Origin of the sequence: Spirosoma agri, assembly GCF_010747415.1 — a bacterium.
GTDB lineage: Bacteria > Bacteroidota > Bacteroidia > Cytophagales > Spirosomataceae > Spirosoma > Spirosoma agri.
Genome location: NZ_JAAGNZ010000003.1, coordinates 304,614 through 321,419 on the forward strand (window position 1 = coordinate 304,614; position 16,806 = coordinate 321,419).

Sequence of the window (16,806 nt, forward strand, 5' to 3'; positions counted from 1 at the left end):
TGGACTTGTTACCTTCTTGCAACGAAACCAGTTTGCTTCGTACTTCTTCTGTGCGCAACTTATCGTCCACATACGGGAGTATTCACCCATTGGCATCTGTTTGATCGAGCTGATTTATACGACTACGCTGAACCGATAAGCAGCGTATTAATTCCCGGTCACCCCATGCATCAAATGCAGTAGTTTTCGTGTAGCTGTTTCTTAATTGGTCTGGACTTCCGGACTATATAGCCGCCCCTGACTGTACCAACGTGCGCAGTCAGGGGCTATTCAACGTACAAGCAGTTTATGCTACCTTGTATCCGTTGCAACAAGCATTGACCAACCCCTCCTGTACTGGTATGAATTACGTACTCTATTGGTTAGTTGTCGTCCTGAAACTTTTAAGCTACGTGGCGATCCCGGTAGCTGTAATACTTGGCATTCGAGCAATCATTAAGAACACGCGTAAGGGTAACCACTAGTGCCGTAACTCCATCACTAGTATTTCGGACATGTGAAAAGCGGCCCCGGTATACGTTGAACGCGGCTTTTGACTTAGTCTAGTGTACCGGTGAAGTCACCTGATCTCAACTCTTTCGAGAATGGCAACGTGAGGTGTACCGAGGGCGATCGATTTAGAACGTGGATCTACCCAATTTTCCATTCTGTTGCGGAACGTATCAAACTGGAGATAAAGCGTATCCAAAAATGGAACACCGAGCCAGGTATTATGAGCAGCGATGGAAAATTACTGATACGAGCATTCTAGCGTGATGGGGCCACTGCTGATCGTGTATAAGCGGGTGAGTGTCGAGAAACCAGCGGAGAAGCCAATACCGGATGCTCCTGACGAGTAGACTAACTGGTTACCTCCTCCATCATTGCCGTAAAGGTTAATGATGAAGTTGGCCAATACGGCTTGATTAAGAATGACAGGTCGAGTGACCGGGATCGTAAACGGCACCGTTGTGTTAATAATACCTTTCACTGGCTCGGCCCGATACAAGGAATTGCTGATAACAATGGGTGAACTGGTAGTCGATCGCTGGCCTAATTCCAGGGTTAAATCAGCCCGTTTCGTGTTGTCCCAGGTGGGTACCTGCCCAATAGCGTTCCACTGGAAGTCAGCAATCGTGATCCTCTTGAGTACGCAGTCTTGTATAGTAATCGGTTGGCGGGTTACCTGCTGACTACCAGTCGAACTGGTTGTTGTCAGCTGAACCGTGTAAGTGCCTGACTGAGCGTACGTAATTATGGGATCTTTATCTACTGATGTGGATCCGTTGCCAAAGTCCCAACTATAAGTCGTTCCCTCTGTACTGCGATTAGTGAACTTGATGGCAAAGCCAACCGGATAGCCAGACACGTAGTCCTTTATTTCCGTCTCAACGAGATTGTAACTGAAAGCTGAGCTAGGCACAATCGCCTTTTGTTTATTCTGACAAGCCGCTACGACCGTTAGAATAATTAAACGCCAAAGTAGGCGTTGAAGAACAGGGAATGTCATGACGAACATAGTTTGATCGATAGAAAGTCATGTCTGGCGTGGTAAATCTAAGACGTTTTTCTTAGCTAATTTATTGCGATCGCTTGGCTGGTTTTGTCAGTCAGATCGCTCTCTCATCGCTGCGTAGCCAGTACACGTAATTCTCCTCCGCGCCTGTTAGGTTATGCCATTCAGACTAGCTACCAGTAAGCTACCTAATCTGAATTTCTGACCAGTTTACAAACCAGATTCCGTACAACCCATTGTAGGATGCCTATGTAGCTAGTTAAATCGGGTAATTCTGCTGAACGTGATTCGTTCGTCATTTAAAAGGGCCGTGTCGTATCCCACATACGCAGGAACAATAGCAAAAAAGAGTCATTGATTGGTGCTACTGTGGCGGGCATTCCGGGAGGCTACTACATCACGTTGACGAAAGACTATTCTTCAGGGCCGTTGGGGCCATACCGAACTTTTTCTTGAAGGAGTAGGAGAAGTGGGACAGGCTCTCAAACCCCAGTTCGAGGTAAATGGCGGACGGTTTTTGATGTTTCGTTTCGATGAGGTATTTGGCTTCGGTCAGCCGTTTGTCCTGTAACCAATGCCGGGGCGGAGTACCGAAAGTTTTCAGGAAATCGCGTTTAAAAGCGGCCAAACTACGGCCGGTCAGCTGCGCAAATTTTTCAATGGGAACGTTGAAATGAAAGTTCCTACGCATAAACCTCTCCAGGTCGATCTTGTGAGGGGCTGAAAAATCGAACAAGAAGTGGCGGAGCCCCGGCAGGACAAGGAGTACTAATTTAACGCCTTCTTTCACTTTCAAAATGCCCATTTCGTCGGTCATTGTCGCGCCCGAACTACGGGCGTAGGGAACGATCGAACGAAAATAGCCCTGCAGGAATTCGTTGACAGGAATCAGCATATTGGGTGGCCCAATATAGTTCCGATCTGCTTCGAGCTTTTCTTCTAATGCGATCTTGCGCAACAGATCATCCTGCAGGGATATGACGATGGTTTCATAGTTCGCTCCGGGTAGCGGAGTTTTGGTGAGCGTCCCTACCTGGTTTCGGCCGATCAGCAGCAGTTCTCCTCCCGTCATCGAAATGGTCTGCCCGGCGGTTTCCAGGGTCAACTGCCCCGACACCTGCAAGATCAAGGTATGATGGTTCCAGAAGCATACCTTCTCTTTACGCTCAGCGGAGAGGTACGAATAGAAGATCACGCCGGGGAGAATTTCTGCTGGACTGATCATTTAGCGTTGTAAGTAAGTGCCGCCCCATATAGCGCCTGGGGCAAACGTAGTGTTCAGGGTATTCATTTCTTCCGGCGTAAATACGAGATCCATCGCTGTCCTGTTTTCCGGTATACGCGACCGACGACTCATACTTACCAACGGCATAATCTGATCGCCTTGCTCCTTCACCCAGGCGATGGCAACCTGTGTTGGCGTATACCCTTTCTGACTGGCTAGTTGCGTTAAGACGTCGACTTTTTCCAGGTTATGAATTAGATTCTCACCCTGAAAACGAGAGAAATGATTCCGGTAATCGTCTTCGGCGAGGGGTGCGTTCAGGTCTCCGGTCAACAAGCCTTCCGCCGTAGTAGCGAAGGCTACGATGCCAATACCTAGTTCCCTAGCGGTTGGCAGCAGGTCGCGTTCGATTTGACGGTCGGCCAGCGAATAGCCGATCTCCAGGGCGCTGATGGGGTGAATGTCGTTGGCCTGACGCAGTTGGTCCGCCGTAATTTCCGACACGCCAATGTAACGCACTTTACCTTCGTTAATCAGGTCGGCGACTGTGCCAATGATGTCTTCCACCGGCACACTGTTATCCATTCGGCTGGGCTGGTAGAGGTCAATGGTATCAATACCCAGACGGGTCAGCGAGTAGTTGATAAAATTCTTGATCGCAATGGGGCGCAGATCCATGCCGATCGGCTGACCGTTGTGAAAGATAGCCCCAAACTTTACGCTGACGAAGGCATCGTCGCGCCTTCCTTTGATGGCTTTGCCGACCAGCAGTTCATTATGACCCGCGCCGTAAAAGTCTCCGGTGTTCAAAAAATTGATACCCTGATCTAAAGCTTCCTGGATGGTAGCGATACTTTCTGTTTCGTCAGGTGTAGCCCCGCCCCAGATCGACGACATGCGCATACAGCCTAGACCAAGTTTGGAAACGAACGGGCCCTGTTGACCCAACTGAATTTTTGTGCTGTTTTTCATAACGCAAAGATCAACCCGTATGACGGACGTTAGTTTCTTCTACGGCTCATTTAACGGTAAACCAGGAATGAACTGATTTTGTGACACCACTCCACAGGATTAAAGCTTGTGAACACTGAACATTGCCCATCCCCGACTAGTGGTCGTCTGACAAACCCCTCCTTTATGAGACACTTTTTTTTAACTAGCAAGAAAATGTCACACTAATGAGTAATTTGTATTAGCTTTGTGACATGAAAGTGACGAAGGAAAAACTAATTGACGCTGCGGTTGTCGCGCTGAACAGCGATGAATCGGCCACCATAGAACAGATCGCCAACGTTGCCGGAGTGACCCGACGAACCGTACACCGTTATTTCAACGACCGAAATACGTTAGTGCAAGAATGTAAGGAAACCATGCTCCGAGTTTGCAATCTCAACATGACGGGAGCCTATCACAGCAGTGAGCAACCTGCCGTCCAGCTCGAAAACATGTTCTACGCGGCCTTGGAAGTCGGTATTCAGTATTCGTTCGTCAAAAAACTGGTCAAACGCAATCAGTACACGGATTTGATGAACAACCATGAACTGGCCTACGATAATGTCAAAGCCGACTGGTTTAAGCTCATCGACCTTCTTCAACAGCAGGGAGCTATCAATAGAACGCTGTCTATTCCCTGGATCTATAATCTGTTTGGGGGTATGGTGGACATCGCTATTGAAGCCCAGCAGGCAGGCGACGTTGCGCGTAATGACATCAGGAAATTTGCATGGACATCATTTAAAGGAAGCATTGGCCTTCAATAACCAATAATCGAACAGATGCAATCACCCAACACAGCCGACACCTATGTCGATAGTGAATTAGTCAAACGGCTGCCCGGCTTTACCAGCAACTACTTAATGGTCAATGACGTTCGGTTGCACTACATCCTGGGCGGTCAGGGTAAGCCGCTGGTCTTGTTACCCGGTTGGCCCCAAACCTGGTGGAGCTATCACAAAATCATGCCGTTGCTGGCTGACCGATATCAGGTCATCGTGGTTGAGCTGCGCGGCATGGGAAGCTCGGATAAACCGATGGCGGGTTATTCGAAAAAAGAGATGGCGGGTGATGTGGCCGCTTTACTCGACAAGTTGGGCATCGAACGAACCAGCATCGCCGGTCATGACATCGGGGCTGCTGTGGCGTTTAGCTTCGCGGCCCATTATCCTCAAAAGACCGAAAAGCTGGTTTTGCTGGATACACCCCATCCGGACGAGAACCTGTACAAGCTTCCCATGCTCCCGACGGGCGCGGGTGTTCATCCGTGGTGGGTCGCGTTTAACCAGGTCAGGAACTTGCCGGAACAAATACTGGAAGACCGGTTCCACTTACTGCAAGACTGGCTTTTCGACCAACTGCTGGAAGATAAGACAGCCATCAGCGCCTTCGACCGGCAAGTCTATGCTCAGGCGTATAACAGTCGGGACGCCATACGGGCCTCCAATGGCTGGTATCAGACCTTTGCGGAAGACATCCAGGCTATAAAGGGCAAGAAAGTTGACGCACCAACGCTGGGCATAGCGGGTCCCGCTGGCTACCAGATGCTTTCGTATGCGTTACCCCCTTACATTGACCAACTGGACGTAAAAGAAGTAACGGGAGCAGGCCATTTTGTGCAGGAAGAGAGACCCGTTGAAACGGTTGGATTCATTTGTGATTTTCTCGGCTAGTCAGGCTCCTGACGAACTTACCTACATCTATCATGTTACGATCTGGGCATTGATTCGTTCAGTTTAGTAGTTGCTGACCAATAATGCCGTTAGTCTTGATTTTTAGTTGCGGGTTAACGATGATAGTAAAGTAGGTTTTACTCAGGCAATCGCCAGAAAGTACGCCGTTTATTTTCTCGATGTCAACACGAGCAGTCGGAGTCTTTCGCGTCAGTTTGGCGGGATGAATGGCAGAGAAAACAAGTTATTTTAGACGAAGAATAATACGGCCTGCATGGTACGGGCCCAGCGTTGAACGATGGTTAAACGAATAGAGATTGAGGGAAACGCTATCAACGACATTGCCTCTTTTTATGCGGAGATCAACAGGGTATTTATGGTTGGAGAAAGCTGGACGATCGGTCCTAGTCTCGACGCGCTCGATGATTTATTGTATGGAGGCTATGGCGCCCTGCAAAGCGCCCAATCAATTGACCTTGTCTGGCACGATATGGACCATAGCCGCAACGCGCTAGGCTATCAAACGACCCGCAATTACTACTTGGATAAGCTTAAGCCTAAATCACCTTACAACAAGAGACTGTTTGAAGAAAAGTTGATCGCTTTGGAGAACGGCACTGGCGAAACGTATTTTGACACGATACTGAGCATCCTGGCCGACCACCCAAACATAAGATTGATTAGTCAGTGAAGTCACTGGTGTTTGTTGCACATTCATCAACCAGTTGAACGTTTCCCTGATCTGAAGCCACGAGTTCTTTTTCTCAAAGAACGATCCTGATTAAGACAAAGGAACGTTTCATAACTTTTCCTCCTGATACGGCTTTTGGTGCGGAGAAGTCATCAACCCAATTCCGTATCCAAGCCTGTCCTATTCCGCTGTAAACCATTGGTGCACGACCCTATTGTTAGCAAGTAATCCAGCCCGCTTGTGAGATTACTCGTTAAGTTGTTCTTTTGAGCCTTGATCGATAAATAAAACCATTAGGTATGAAACGTTACAAGGTAGAAGGCCTAATCTATTACTCCAAACTTACGCTCGATTCCAAGCACATTTTGACCGATTCCCAGGTTGACGTGCAAGCCAAACTCGATGAGTACGCTCAGCAGGGCTACCAGCTTGCATCAACCAATACAGTCAGTTTCGGATCGGCCATTTACATCTATTTATACTTTGAAAAAGACGTAGATTGACCCCATTAGCGTAAGCAGTTCATATATTGCTACCTATATAACAGGTTGGTGACTATTCCTTTTCGTTAAATAATGTTAACGTATTCATACTTTAGTTACTTATAGCGTAGTTTGTCTGAGCAATAACAAATAGTTGCGAATAAGCCAACTACCGATGAAACACGCTTTAGCTTTTCTCTGCTTATGCCTCTCTTTTTCCGCACTGGCTCAACCAATCAAAAGGGTAAGTCCCTTTACAGCACGTAACAGCGTGTATGTCGAAGCCTTAGGATCAGGATTAGTGTATTCGATTAACTACGAGCGCCTGTTAGGACTCAAAGAAGAGCTTGCCTATGGCATTCGGGCAGGCACGGCTTACCTAGGAGGCCGTTCCGGTAGTTTAGTGCTAATTGGGGAGTTATTTGCTCTAATTGGCGAAGACAATCTGCACGCTGATTTTGGTATCGGCTTGACCAGTACTACGCCCCTGACTGGCGAGGATAATAACCAACGATTCAAAAGCACATACGCACTAGTACCCCGAATAGGCTATCGGTACCAAAAGCCAACCGGAGGATTAATGGCCCGAATTGGGTTTACGCCTTTGATACCTTTAGGACAAACTGATTTTTCTAATCGTTTTAATCCTTGGGTAGGTCTATCAATCGGGCATAGCTTTTAGGATAACCAGCAGATGGAGTGCTAGCTTGTCCGGACAGATAAAATGACTGCTCATCTTAGCCTCTTATAAGGTAGGTGGCTGTTACAAAAATGGGTTATGGGATAGCTTCATCACGTAAACGCGTTTGATTGCGCTGATTTTCCCGACAAAAACCAGGACTTCCGGTTCATAGTTGACCGCTTCCAGACTTTTGCAACAGCCACGTAGCTTATGTAACTGAACGATTGGCTAGCAAACAGGTCTGAGCAACAAAGTACAGTCTACGAAAACTAACTTGTGCGGATTCAAGCATGCTATAACGTAAGTCTTCGAGTTTCTTCTAAAAATAATCCCTTTACATCAATCTAGCTATAGAGCGGGTATTGGTTGACTGCCATTACCGTTTCATTTGGCTATCTAGAAAATACAAATTCCATAAGAAATTGAATACCAATTGTATATCCAGCTAGGGTCATGGTTTCGATGAACCGTTTTTTAGGTAGAGCGATGCCTAAGAACGAAACAGACACAAACAGTACTATCCATCGTAAACCTTTGTACTGATAGCTCAATGGGCTACTTACGTTCAACAGGTTAGCTACTTCTTTCGTAATTTCGGATCCGTAATAAAGTAATAAGCCCGTCATGGTTAGCGCAAAGAATAACCGTAACCAATCCGTTATTGACATCGCTTTTATCATAGACGTACAATTGTAAAGACCAGGGCTGAAAGTATACGTTTTCACATTTTCCAGACTCGTTTTATAGCTGTGACTCTATTAATAGACATAGCATCGAAATCGAAAAGAAAGGTCGTTATGCATACCCCCCAAAAGTGCAAGATCAATAGTTTACTACTGTCGGGCATTATACGGGCGAACCCCAAAGCAGGCGAATAAAGGATCATTGTAATTCAGTCCTAATTTAACGATCCGTTCGGCAATTCGTAACCCTTGATTCGCTACGTTGACGAAGTAAACTACCGCTGTTTTTTGGTCGGTTGAACCAATGACGTAACCACTGGCGGTCGGGCTTTTGGCCCATTGACAAAATAAGTCTCCAGTTGCCGTATGTTGCACGGCAAAGCCTAATCCCCACGAAACCTGCTCCGGCTGACATATATCCGTCTTGACCTGTGAGCTTAGTAACGCCTTTGCCGTTTGCTCTTCAGACCCCGGTTTCATCATGGCCGCAACGATGAACCGGGCATAGTCATCGGCAGTCGTTCGCAAGGTGTGTGCTACGTTTACCATCTCCTGTTTATCGGCAACAAGCGTACCGGCCATGTCATAAGATCGGGCGTACTGGAGGGAGTCAGCCGCTTGATATAGGTAACTGGTATGTGTCATGCCCATTGGCTTGAATACCGTTCGTTGCATGAACGATTCGATTGGTTCTTTTACCAGGTATTCAACTACCGTTTGCAACAGATAATAGCCTTCACCTGAGTAGCTGTACCGACTACCCGGTACGAACATAGTCGTTAGCGGTTTGCCCTCGGAACGCCAATTGGGTAAGCCGGTGGTATGGTTCAAGACCATACGCGCTGTAATGAGCTTTATTCGCTCGTCGCCCATTGGACTTTTCAAAAAGTGAGTGTCTACGTACGAGGGCGGAACGTAGCTTATTAATGGGGTATCTAACGCAATTTTCTTTTGCTCACTAAGTTTGAGAACAGCATAGGCAAACAGGGGCTTTCCCAAGGAAGCCCCCCGAAATAGTGTCTGGGTAGAAACGGGTTCTTTTGTGCCCTTGTTTTTAACGCCTACTCCACCACTCCAGGCTACTTTGCCATTTTCGATCAGAGCGATGGACAAGCCAGGTATACCCGTGCTGTCCATCATGGATGGTAATGCGTTCTGAAGTTGATTAAGCCTCGATTGGGCTAATGATGGTACCCAAAGAAGGACGAAAAGTATAGATTGAGCGAATCTGATTCCAAGCTTCATAGCTATAAGTAAGCAACTATAAACGGTTTAGGTTATTCGGTTCAGGTACCTTAAACTTAGCACTAGTTTTCTTTCACTCGCTAAACTTCTGTCTGCGCTTGTCTTTTTTAATCAGGCTACGTTTACAGCTGGCCTGGGTTCTATTCGCGTTATTGCCCCGTTCCGTGATAGACTTTTTTCGTGGTATCCAATCAACCTGTCGATCTGAAAGCAGACAACAATCCGTAGATTTACTGCATAAACGGCATCAATAATCATATAACGCACCAATCAGGTTACGCCACGTTGCCTGGCAGAGGCCACACAACCGCATTTTAACTCTTATCAAATCGCACCTATACAACAAGCCTATGAGATTCTTTTTGATCATTATCGCTGTCATACTAGGGGTATCCCTATTCAGACACTTCGACTCTAAAACGTTACAATTCGAAAAGCCAGCGCTGGATAGTTTATACGCAGTAGTATTCGTAGCCGCAATCTTCCTGCTGATAAGAGACGCGAGGAAAACAGGTAATCCCAACAAATAGATTTTCCCCCAAAGTACAACGCCAGACCAAGCTACTTGATGGGTTAGCGTTGTACTTTAGGAAGCCGTATTTTATGACTAAAAATACGTTGCTGAAAATAATAAAAAAACGCTTGGTTTAACTCTTTAGTCGTCAATTTAGTAACGCATAATGAAAGCGTTTATCAGAGGTTTTGACTGTGCCGACATTGAGGACCTGTATAGTTATGTCCCGGCGAATCCAACCAATTTTGGGTTCTGGATGAACTTCACCATTGGCCAGCAAGGAGAAGAATGGAGTAATAATTTTCAATTGCAGGTAGCAACGCCTGCCTTCCTTCAACAACAGCATCCTTATCAATCGGCAATTCTGTTACGCCATACGCTGCTAGTATTCGAGTACGACTTTATTCAGATTTACAATGCAGTTGACCAGTATGTACGCTCCCTGGAAGAGGATTCATGGGAAAAGTTGACTGAAAAATTAAGCCGAATTGCCTGGTGGGAGTATGAGGATTATCGGCCTTACTAAGCGTTATAACTAGCTAATAATCTGAGGGGCGTGCGCTTCCTCAATACCGGCAGCATACTGTTTCTCCAGCCCATTATAAACTGCCAGCGTGTCCTCATAGACGTCCAGCTCGGTGACCTTCCCCCATGTCAACGTGATGAAGTGTACTCCCTTGTTCACGTATGAATCCCCATTCAGCAGCGTAGCCGTAGCCGTCCAACGGACAATAGCCAGCGTATGATGGGGCCAGCCTTTCACAATGATGTCATTGACGGTAATGTGCAGCGTAGGCATTATACGAGCCAGGCGACCTAACCAGGCCCGTACAGCCGCCTGATCGTGGCGAACACCCCCCAGTGCGTGGTCGCCCGCAAAGCTATGACGCACGTTGAGCACCATGCTATTGACCAGCTCATCAAACCGTCGTTCATTGACCAGCGCAAATGATTTCTTTACCAGTTGTTTCACAATGTAGTTGTACATGACCGTTTCGTTTAGGTGATGCACAAAGGTATTTTGGTCACTGCCCTTCCTCTGTAACCTATGTTACAAAGCGCTACAAGCCTACGATTTTTCGCCGGATACGACTCAGCGAAGGCCGCTCAACGCCCAGGTAAGACGAGAGGTGGGTTAGCGAGATGCGATTGAACAGGCTGGGGTTCTCCTGAATGAAGTCCAGATAACGTTGCTCAGCGGAATCGAACTGAAAGCTTTCAATACGACGCTGTTGTTCATGAAGAATCGCTTCGGCAATCAGTCGTCCATTGCGCTCAAAGCCCATAAATTGATCATAGCCCTGCTGAATGTGTTGGTAGGTGACCGTAATGAGCGTGGTCGGTTCCAGACACTGGAAATAATAGCGGCTAGGCTTGCCCATCAGTAAGGAGGGATAGTCGGTGACCCAACTGTTCTCAGGTACGAAGGCGGTCGTTATCTCCTCCCCTGCCTGGTTGAGGTAGTAGCCTCGAATGAGCCCACTGGTTAGGAATCCAATGAGTTGATTAGGCTTACCCGCTTCAATAAAGAAGGCTTTGGGTACCAGACTATGTTGGGTTAGTCCCTGCCGGAAGTAGTTCCACTCCTGGGGCGTGATGCGTGGATTAAGCGCCAATAGGGCTTGGTGAAATTGGTCGAAAGTATCCATCATACGTACCTGTAACTAGGCTTGCCTTCTGAGCTGTATGATTAGATAACTCCCTCAACAAGAATTGAGTTAAAAGAAAAGCAAGTTGACTCGATCTCGTTGTAAATATGACGTACCTACCAGATTCACCGCAGCTGGTCAATCGTTTTACTGGCCACTACTCGGCTGACGGTCTTGAACCGAAATAATTTACCTAACCGAGTATTAAAGTCGTATTGATTGAACTACTTAGCCATACGTCTGATCGCTACTCGATCGTGTTGATGCAGGCGGATCAATTCTTGAGTTTGTTCAATGGCCCAAAACTAAATTTCTGCACCGTTACATGGCACCGTCAATATAAGCCAATTAATTCGTTCAGACGTAAGTTGAGATCACCCTGATTAACAGCCCGGTTAGTGACTGGGTACGCAAACCAGAACAGCGTTTAGTGAATGAATCGTTGGAATGTAAAGTCGGGATGACGCATCGCCAGCTCGTTGTCACTGGATGCCCGTTGTGCTTCCCGCGCGTAGGAAAACATGGTCTGCTCGTAAGCCTGAATAGCGGCCTCTATCGTTTCATAGTTCCCTACCGTCAGGTTGCCCGCCAGAACAAAGGCATCCATCAGGCCGGTATTTACGCCCTGACCAGCAAAGGGCGGCATCAAGTGAGCGGCATCACCAATCAGGGTAATAGGCAACGGTCGATCCGCTTTCCAGGGCTTATTCAACGGTAGCTTTCGGGTGGGCAAACCTATAAAGCCTGAAGTAGCGTCGAATAGTTGATGGTAACGCTCATCCCAATCCACGAATCGCTCGGAAAGAAATAGGCGGATGCGTTCCGGATTCTGAAAATCCAGTCCAGGACCATCGGCCCATTCGTCGGGCCTTCGAAACGTTACGCCATACGCCAATGCCCCGTGATTATTGGGGTTTGCCACGAGTAAGTTGCCGTTGTACGAACTCATCAAAATAGTGTCCTGGCACAAGTGGTAAAAGGCGGGGCATTTCAGTTCGGGCTGGCGTACTTCGCCCTGGATAATAAAGGTGCCCGTATCTTCGACCGGTGTATCCGTTACGTAGGATCTTACCTTGGACATTCCGCCATTGGCCCCAATCACTACGTCCGCTGTCGCATCCGGCTTGCCATCGAAGTGCAGCCGCCACAACCCGCTCTGTTGGTCAAGTCCTGTCAGTTTTCGATCCCAGACAACGGTATCGCTGGCTAAACTATCCACGAGCAGTGTTCGTAAATCGTTTCGGCTGATTTCAGGATTATCGTACTGGTTCTCAAGGGTCGGTCTGTTGGTCAATAACACAGTACCGTGCTGGTCCGCTACCGTTCTTCCCATCGGTTTTGCCCGGGCAAAATAATTCGCCAACAGGCCCGCCTTTTTCAGGGCGACCTGCCCCGACTCCTTGTGCAGGTCAAGCGTACCGCCCCAAATTCTGGCCTGGGCGTTTTGGTCCCGCTCGTAGACCGTTACGTGAATGCCTTCTTGTTGTAGTAAGCGGGCCAGCGTCAGGCCAACGGGTCCTGCCCCGATGATGGCAACTCGTTTGTGGTTAAGTATCATGCGTGTGCGTTGATTAAGTGTGACACAAAACTACGGGGTCTCTTTGCGATAAAATAGCTATCTTAGACTCATAAATAGTCATAAAAGACTTTCCATGAGCGAAGACAACCGATCAACCGTACCGAGTGTACTGATTAAGCTGGCTCACCGATTAGGGACAGACGTAAAAAACTGGCGGTTGGACATCCCCGAACAATTCGGGACCGGTTACTGCACCGGCTTTGTGTTCAATGAGTCGATCCGGTTGATGATCTTCAATTATGAACTCAAGCACGATCTGGTCATCGACAATCCAGATGTTGATACCTGGGGGGGAAGGGTCCTGTTTAAGTTTCAGAACGTGATCGCTACACCAAACACCCTCTCTGAAGGCCGGGAAAGCCCATCTGTTTTGATTGTAACCAGTCGGATAAATCCTAATCTGCTTATTCCGATCCAACGCCGTAGGGCCATGATCAATATTGAGGTAGAGGCTACGTACCTAAAAGGGCTCTTTAGCTCAACCAGGAAATCGCCCGTCTTACAGAGCCTGTTAGACAATACGCAGCCTTTGTTTTTCGAAGAAATGATCTTTCCCTCGTTGCAGATCCTGGTCGATGATTTGGTGAACGAAGCGGTTGATGAAACGTTTGCCCTGTTCTTTCGACGAGTAAAGGCCGAGGAACTGATTTGCCGGTTGTTAATGGCTTTGGAAAGGCGGGATAAGCAGCAGCTCTATGCGTTAAACGGTCAGGACATTCAGACAATTTACCAGCTAAAGGAACGGATGCTTGAACGGCTGGACACTCCGCCGGTGATCAGCGAATTAGCCCAAAGCGCTCACATGAGCCCCACGAAACTGAAACGGTTATTCAGGCAAATATTCGGCAACAGTATCTTTAGCTACTATCAGGCGTTGCGGATCAATGAGGCCGCTCGTTTGTTAACAGCGGAAAAGCGGTCCGTGTCCGAAGTAGGTCATCAATTGGGGTTTACCAACCTGAGTCATTTTTCGAGAGTGTTTACCGAGCACATGGGAATTAAGCCCAAGAAATTTTCAGCCCTGTAAGTTGACTGGTACGCCACCAAAACAAAGGCTAGTGGGTTTAGCTGGGCCAAAGCATCCGGCACTACAGTTTAAGGTGAGGCAGGCCAACGTTAGACCGGCAACCGTTACAAATTCATGCATCTGCTCCTCAATTGGAGCGTTTCATAAAACAGCGTTTAACTGGTGTATACCCCTATCGAAACGAAAAACAGGCTTTATGACGTCTTCAGTAATCGTTCGTGATGACACATTTGGATAAAATTACGGCATTCCACTAAGTTACAGGTATTGCCCTAGTCTACATCGTAACAGATACGCCTAAACCGGACAATCGTGTCCGAAATCGTACAGTACTGTTTTGGTTAACAGGCCCCTGCTACTCATCAGCGGTTTTTCTTCGACTTGGTATGATATTTGGCCGATGAGTAGCATTGTTTTAACCGGGCCTATCCATGATCAGTAACTACATCAAGATCGCCTGGCGGAATCTGATTCGCCAGAAGACCTACAGCCTCCTGACGCTGTTAGGGCTGGCTAGTGGCATGACCTGTTCTCTTCTGCTGGGGCTTTATGTTTATGATGAGCTAACTTTCGACCAGTACCATACCAATGCGGCCAACATCTACCGGCTGAACGTACAGGTCAAGTGGGATGATAATGACATGAATATGGCCATCGGTTCAGCCCCGATGGGACCTGCCCTTCGCCAGGAATACCCCGAGATCAGGAACGTCCTGCGGATCAAAACCGACAACGGATTACTGGTTCGGGTCGGCACGAAAGCTTTGTATGCCAATAATGTCATTTACGCCGATTCGAGCCTGTTCTCCTTTTTTGACTATGCCTTCATCGAGGGAAATCCACGGACCTCCACATTGACGCCCAATAGCATCGTGCTGACCCGTAAATTGGCGATGGCCCTGTTTGGGCGAACCACAGAGCTACTGGGGAAACCCGTTCGCGTAAAAGACGAGCAAGTACTAACAGTGGCTGGTGTGATCGGCGACGTGCCGGCCAACCATCATCTGAATTTCGAGGCTATTATTCCCTACAGCAATACGCAGCTCAACGCCATCAAGCTGGACAAGTGGGATAATTTTGGTTCAGCTACCTACGTCCTGCTCCATCCTAACAGCGATGCGCGGCAGCTGGAAAGCAAGATGCCGGCTTTCTACCGGAAGTACATTGCCCGGGCCATTGGGGATGATACGGGGAAAGGGGTTACATTCCTGATGAGCTTTCAACCACTGGCCAGTATGCACCTGCACTCGTCTCACTTGCTGGGCGTTGGTGCCGGAAACGGGGGAAACATTGCGTACGTGTATACGTTCTCGATCATTGGTCTGTTTATTCTGCTGATCGCTATTGTCAATTACGTCAATCTGGCCACGGCCCGGTCGGCGGGTCGCGCCCGGGAAATTGGCGTCCGAAAGGCAGTGGGGTCCTTACGTCGCCAGTTGGTTGGGCAGTTTCTGGCCGAATCGACCCTGTTGACGATGCTGGCTCTTCTCCTTAGTCTGCTTCTACTGCAACTCATTTTGCCGTTCTTCAATGCCGCAGCCGCCAAGTCGTTATCCCTCAATCTTTGGAATCCCCAACTTAGTGGCCTGCTTGCTGGGTTCGGCTTACTGATTGGCTTGGTTAGCGGTCTTTACCCCGCTTTCGTACTGGCTCGATTCAATCCGGTACTGGTGCTAAAGGGCACATTCTCAACGGGCAGCAGCGGACTTTTCTTACGAAAGTCGCTGGTCGTTTTGCAGTTCACGGTGTCGATCATCATGATTGTAGGGACACTGGTTGTTTATCGCCAGTTGCAGTACATGCAGCATACGCAGTTGGGTTTTAATCAGGAACAGGTCATTGCGCTACCGCTTAAATCCCCCGCTGTTCAACGGTCAGTGGGTGTGCTGAAAGCGACATTAAGCCAGAACTCTGCCATCGAACGGGTCAGCTTAACGAGCGGATCGGTTGGTGGCGACATGAATAATAAAACCACGTTTAGTTTTTACTCGGCCCGTGGTAAAGAACAGCCCATTAACACCGAATATTTTTCGGTAGATCATAGTTTTCTCGACGTCTTACAGATCGGCCTGAGAGAGGGGCGCAACTTCTCTCCCAAATTAGGTAGTGATTCGACGGGAGCGGTGCTGGTCAATGAAGCGATGCTCAAGCGGCTGGGCTGGAAAGACCGAACCGCCGGTTTAGTGGAGTTCAACGACAAACGCATACCCGTTGCAGGTGTCATTCGTGATTTTCATTTGCGCTCGCTACGGAGTCAGATTGAGCCGTTAGTCCTGGTGCTACACGAAGACCAGGGTGATAAGCTGCTGATTCGGATAAAGCCGCAGAACGTCGCAACCGCCTTAGCGTACATTGAGAAAACGTACAAAACAATCAACCCAGATCAACCCTTCGAGTACACGTTCTTAGACCAGACGTTCGCCGATCAGTATCGCGCCGACGAGCGGAAAGGCAACCTGTTTCTGGCTTTCTCCGGCATGGCCATCTTTATCGCCTGTCTGGGTCTGTTTGGGCTGGTCACCTTCACGGCTGAGCAGCGTACCAAAGAAATTGGTGTCCGAAAAGTGCTTGGCGCATCCGTCCCCAGTATTGTCGCTCTGCTTGCCCAGGACTTTTTGAAACTGGTAGTCGTTGCCATTCTCATAGCCTCCCCTATTGCCTGGTGGGCCATGAGTCGCTGGCTCCAGGACTTCGCCTATCGGGTAACTCTATCGTGGTGGCTATTCGGGCTGGCCGGTCTACTAGCGGTTGGTATTGCCCTGCTAACGGTGAGTTTTCAAAGTATCCGGGCTGCCCTGGTCAACCCCGTCAAATCACTGCGATCCGAGTAAACCTTGACGACCATGCTACGAAACTATTGACTCATAA

General features: G+C 48.2%; 15 protein-coding genes. 8 read left to right on the forward strand and 7 right to left on the reverse strand.

The window, feature by feature from the left end; genetic code table 11:
* Window positions 1–730 precede the first annotated feature (730 nt).
* The 3 genes from GK091_RS25225 to GK091_RS25235 all read right to left on the reverse strand — a co-directional run bounded on the left by GK091_RS25225 (window position 731) and on the right by GK091_RS25235 (window position 3,692).
* The gene (locus tag GK091_RS25225; RefSeq protein ID WP_164043504.1) at window positions 731–1,489 is read right to left on the reverse strand and encodes a PKD domain-containing protein; all 759 of its coding nucleotides are present in this window, start codon (window positions 1,487–1,489) and stop codon (window positions 731–733) included.
* 403 nt (window positions 1,490–1,892) lie between these two features.
* Entirely contained in the window at window positions 1,893–2,720 is an 828-nt protein-coding gene (locus tag GK091_RS25230; RefSeq protein WP_164043505.1) for a helix-turn-helix domain-containing protein, read from the reverse strand.
* Window positions 2,721–3,692, reverse strand: a complete 972-nt coding sequence (locus GK091_RS25235) for an aldo/keto reductase (RefSeq protein ID WP_164043506.1) — start codon at window positions 3,690–3,692, stop codon at window positions 2,721–2,723.
* Between the two features lie 233 nt (window positions 3,693–3,925).
* Between GK091_RS25235 and GK091_RS25240 the strand changes: the two genes are divergently transcribed.
* From GK091_RS25240 to GK091_RS25260, 5 genes are all read left to right on the forward strand, one after another.
* Window positions 3,926–4,480, forward strand: a complete 555-nt coding sequence (locus GK091_RS25240) for a TetR/AcrR family transcriptional regulator (RefSeq protein WP_164043507.1) — start codon at window positions 3,926–3,928, stop codon at window positions 4,478–4,480.
* A gap of 15 nt (window positions 4,481–4,495) precedes the next feature.
* Window positions 4,496–5,386, forward strand: a complete 891-nt coding sequence (locus GK091_RS25245; protein ID WP_164043508.1) for an alpha/beta fold hydrolase — start codon at window positions 4,496–4,498, stop codon at window positions 5,384–5,386.
* Window positions 5,387–5,684: 298 nt separating this feature from the next.
* On the forward strand, window positions 5,685–6,077 hold the full coding sequence (locus GK091_RS25250; RefSeq protein WP_164043509.1) for a barstar family protein: 393 nt from the start codon (window positions 5,685–5,687) through the stop codon (window positions 6,075–6,077).
* 299 nt (window positions 6,078–6,376) lie between these two features.
* On the forward strand, window positions 6,377–6,580 hold the full coding sequence (locus GK091_RS25255; RefSeq protein ID WP_164043510.1) for a DUF4177 domain-containing protein: 204 nt from the start codon (window positions 6,377–6,379) through the stop codon (window positions 6,578–6,580).
* 154 nt (window positions 6,581–6,734) lie between these two features.
* Window positions 6,735–7,241, forward strand: a complete 507-nt coding sequence (locus GK091_RS25260; RefSeq protein WP_164043511.1) for a hypothetical protein — start codon at window positions 6,735–6,737, stop codon at window positions 7,239–7,241.
* 833 nt (window positions 7,242–8,074) lie between these two features.
* On the opposite strand, the gene GK091_RS25265 is transcribed toward GK091_RS25260, so the two are convergent.
* Window positions 8,075–9,169, reverse strand: coding sequence for a serine hydrolase domain-containing protein (locus tag GK091_RS25265; protein ID WP_394351892.1), 1,095 nt, complete (start codon window positions 9,167–9,169; stop codon window positions 8,075–8,077).
* Window positions 9,170–9,849: 680 nt separating this feature from the next.
* On the opposite strand from GK091_RS25265, the gene GK091_RS25270 reads away from it, so the two are divergent.
* Complete coding sequence (locus GK091_RS25270; protein ID WP_164043513.1) at window positions 9,850–10,209, forward strand: immunity 8 family protein; 360 nt, start codon at window positions 9,850–9,852, stop codon at window positions 10,207–10,209.
* Between the two features lie 9 nt (window positions 10,210–10,218).
* Here the strand turns inward: GK091_RS25270 and GK091_RS25275 are convergent, their stop codons facing one another.
* From GK091_RS25275 to GK091_RS25285, 3 genes are all read right to left on the reverse strand, one after another.
* The gene (locus GK091_RS25275) at window positions 10,219–10,671 is read right to left on the reverse strand and encodes a nuclear transport factor 2 family protein (protein WP_164043514.1); all 453 of its coding nucleotides are present in this window, start codon (window positions 10,669–10,671) and stop codon (window positions 10,219–10,221) included.
* Window positions 10,672–10,744: 73 nt separating this feature from the next.
* Entirely contained in the window at window positions 10,745–11,335 is a 591-nt protein-coding gene (locus GK091_RS25280) for a Crp/Fnr family transcriptional regulator (RefSeq protein WP_164043515.1), read from the reverse strand.
* A 424-nt stretch (window positions 11,336–11,759) separates the two neighbouring features.
* Window positions 11,760–12,890: an FAD-dependent oxidoreductase gene (locus GK091_RS25285; protein WP_164043516.1), complete on the reverse strand. Its 1,131-nt coding sequence runs from the start codon at window positions 12,888–12,890 to the stop codon at window positions 11,760–11,762.
* Between the two features lie 94 nt (window positions 12,891–12,984).
* Between GK091_RS25285 and GK091_RS25290 the strand changes: the two genes are divergently transcribed.
* Both GK091_RS25290 and GK091_RS25295 read left to right on the forward strand, forming a co-directional pair.
* Window positions 12,985–13,938 carry a helix-turn-helix transcriptional regulator gene (locus tag GK091_RS25290; protein ID WP_164043517.1) on the forward strand — a complete coding sequence of 318 codons (954 nt, stop codon included), beginning with the start codon at window positions 12,985–12,987 and terminating at the stop codon, window positions 13,936–13,938.
* Between the two features lie 431 nt (window positions 13,939–14,369).
* On the forward strand, window positions 14,370–16,769 hold the full coding sequence (locus tag GK091_RS25295; protein ID WP_164043518.1) for an ABC transporter permease: 2,400 nt from the start codon (window positions 14,370–14,372) through the stop codon (window positions 16,767–16,769).
* Window positions 16,770–16,806: the final 37 nt, after the last annotated feature.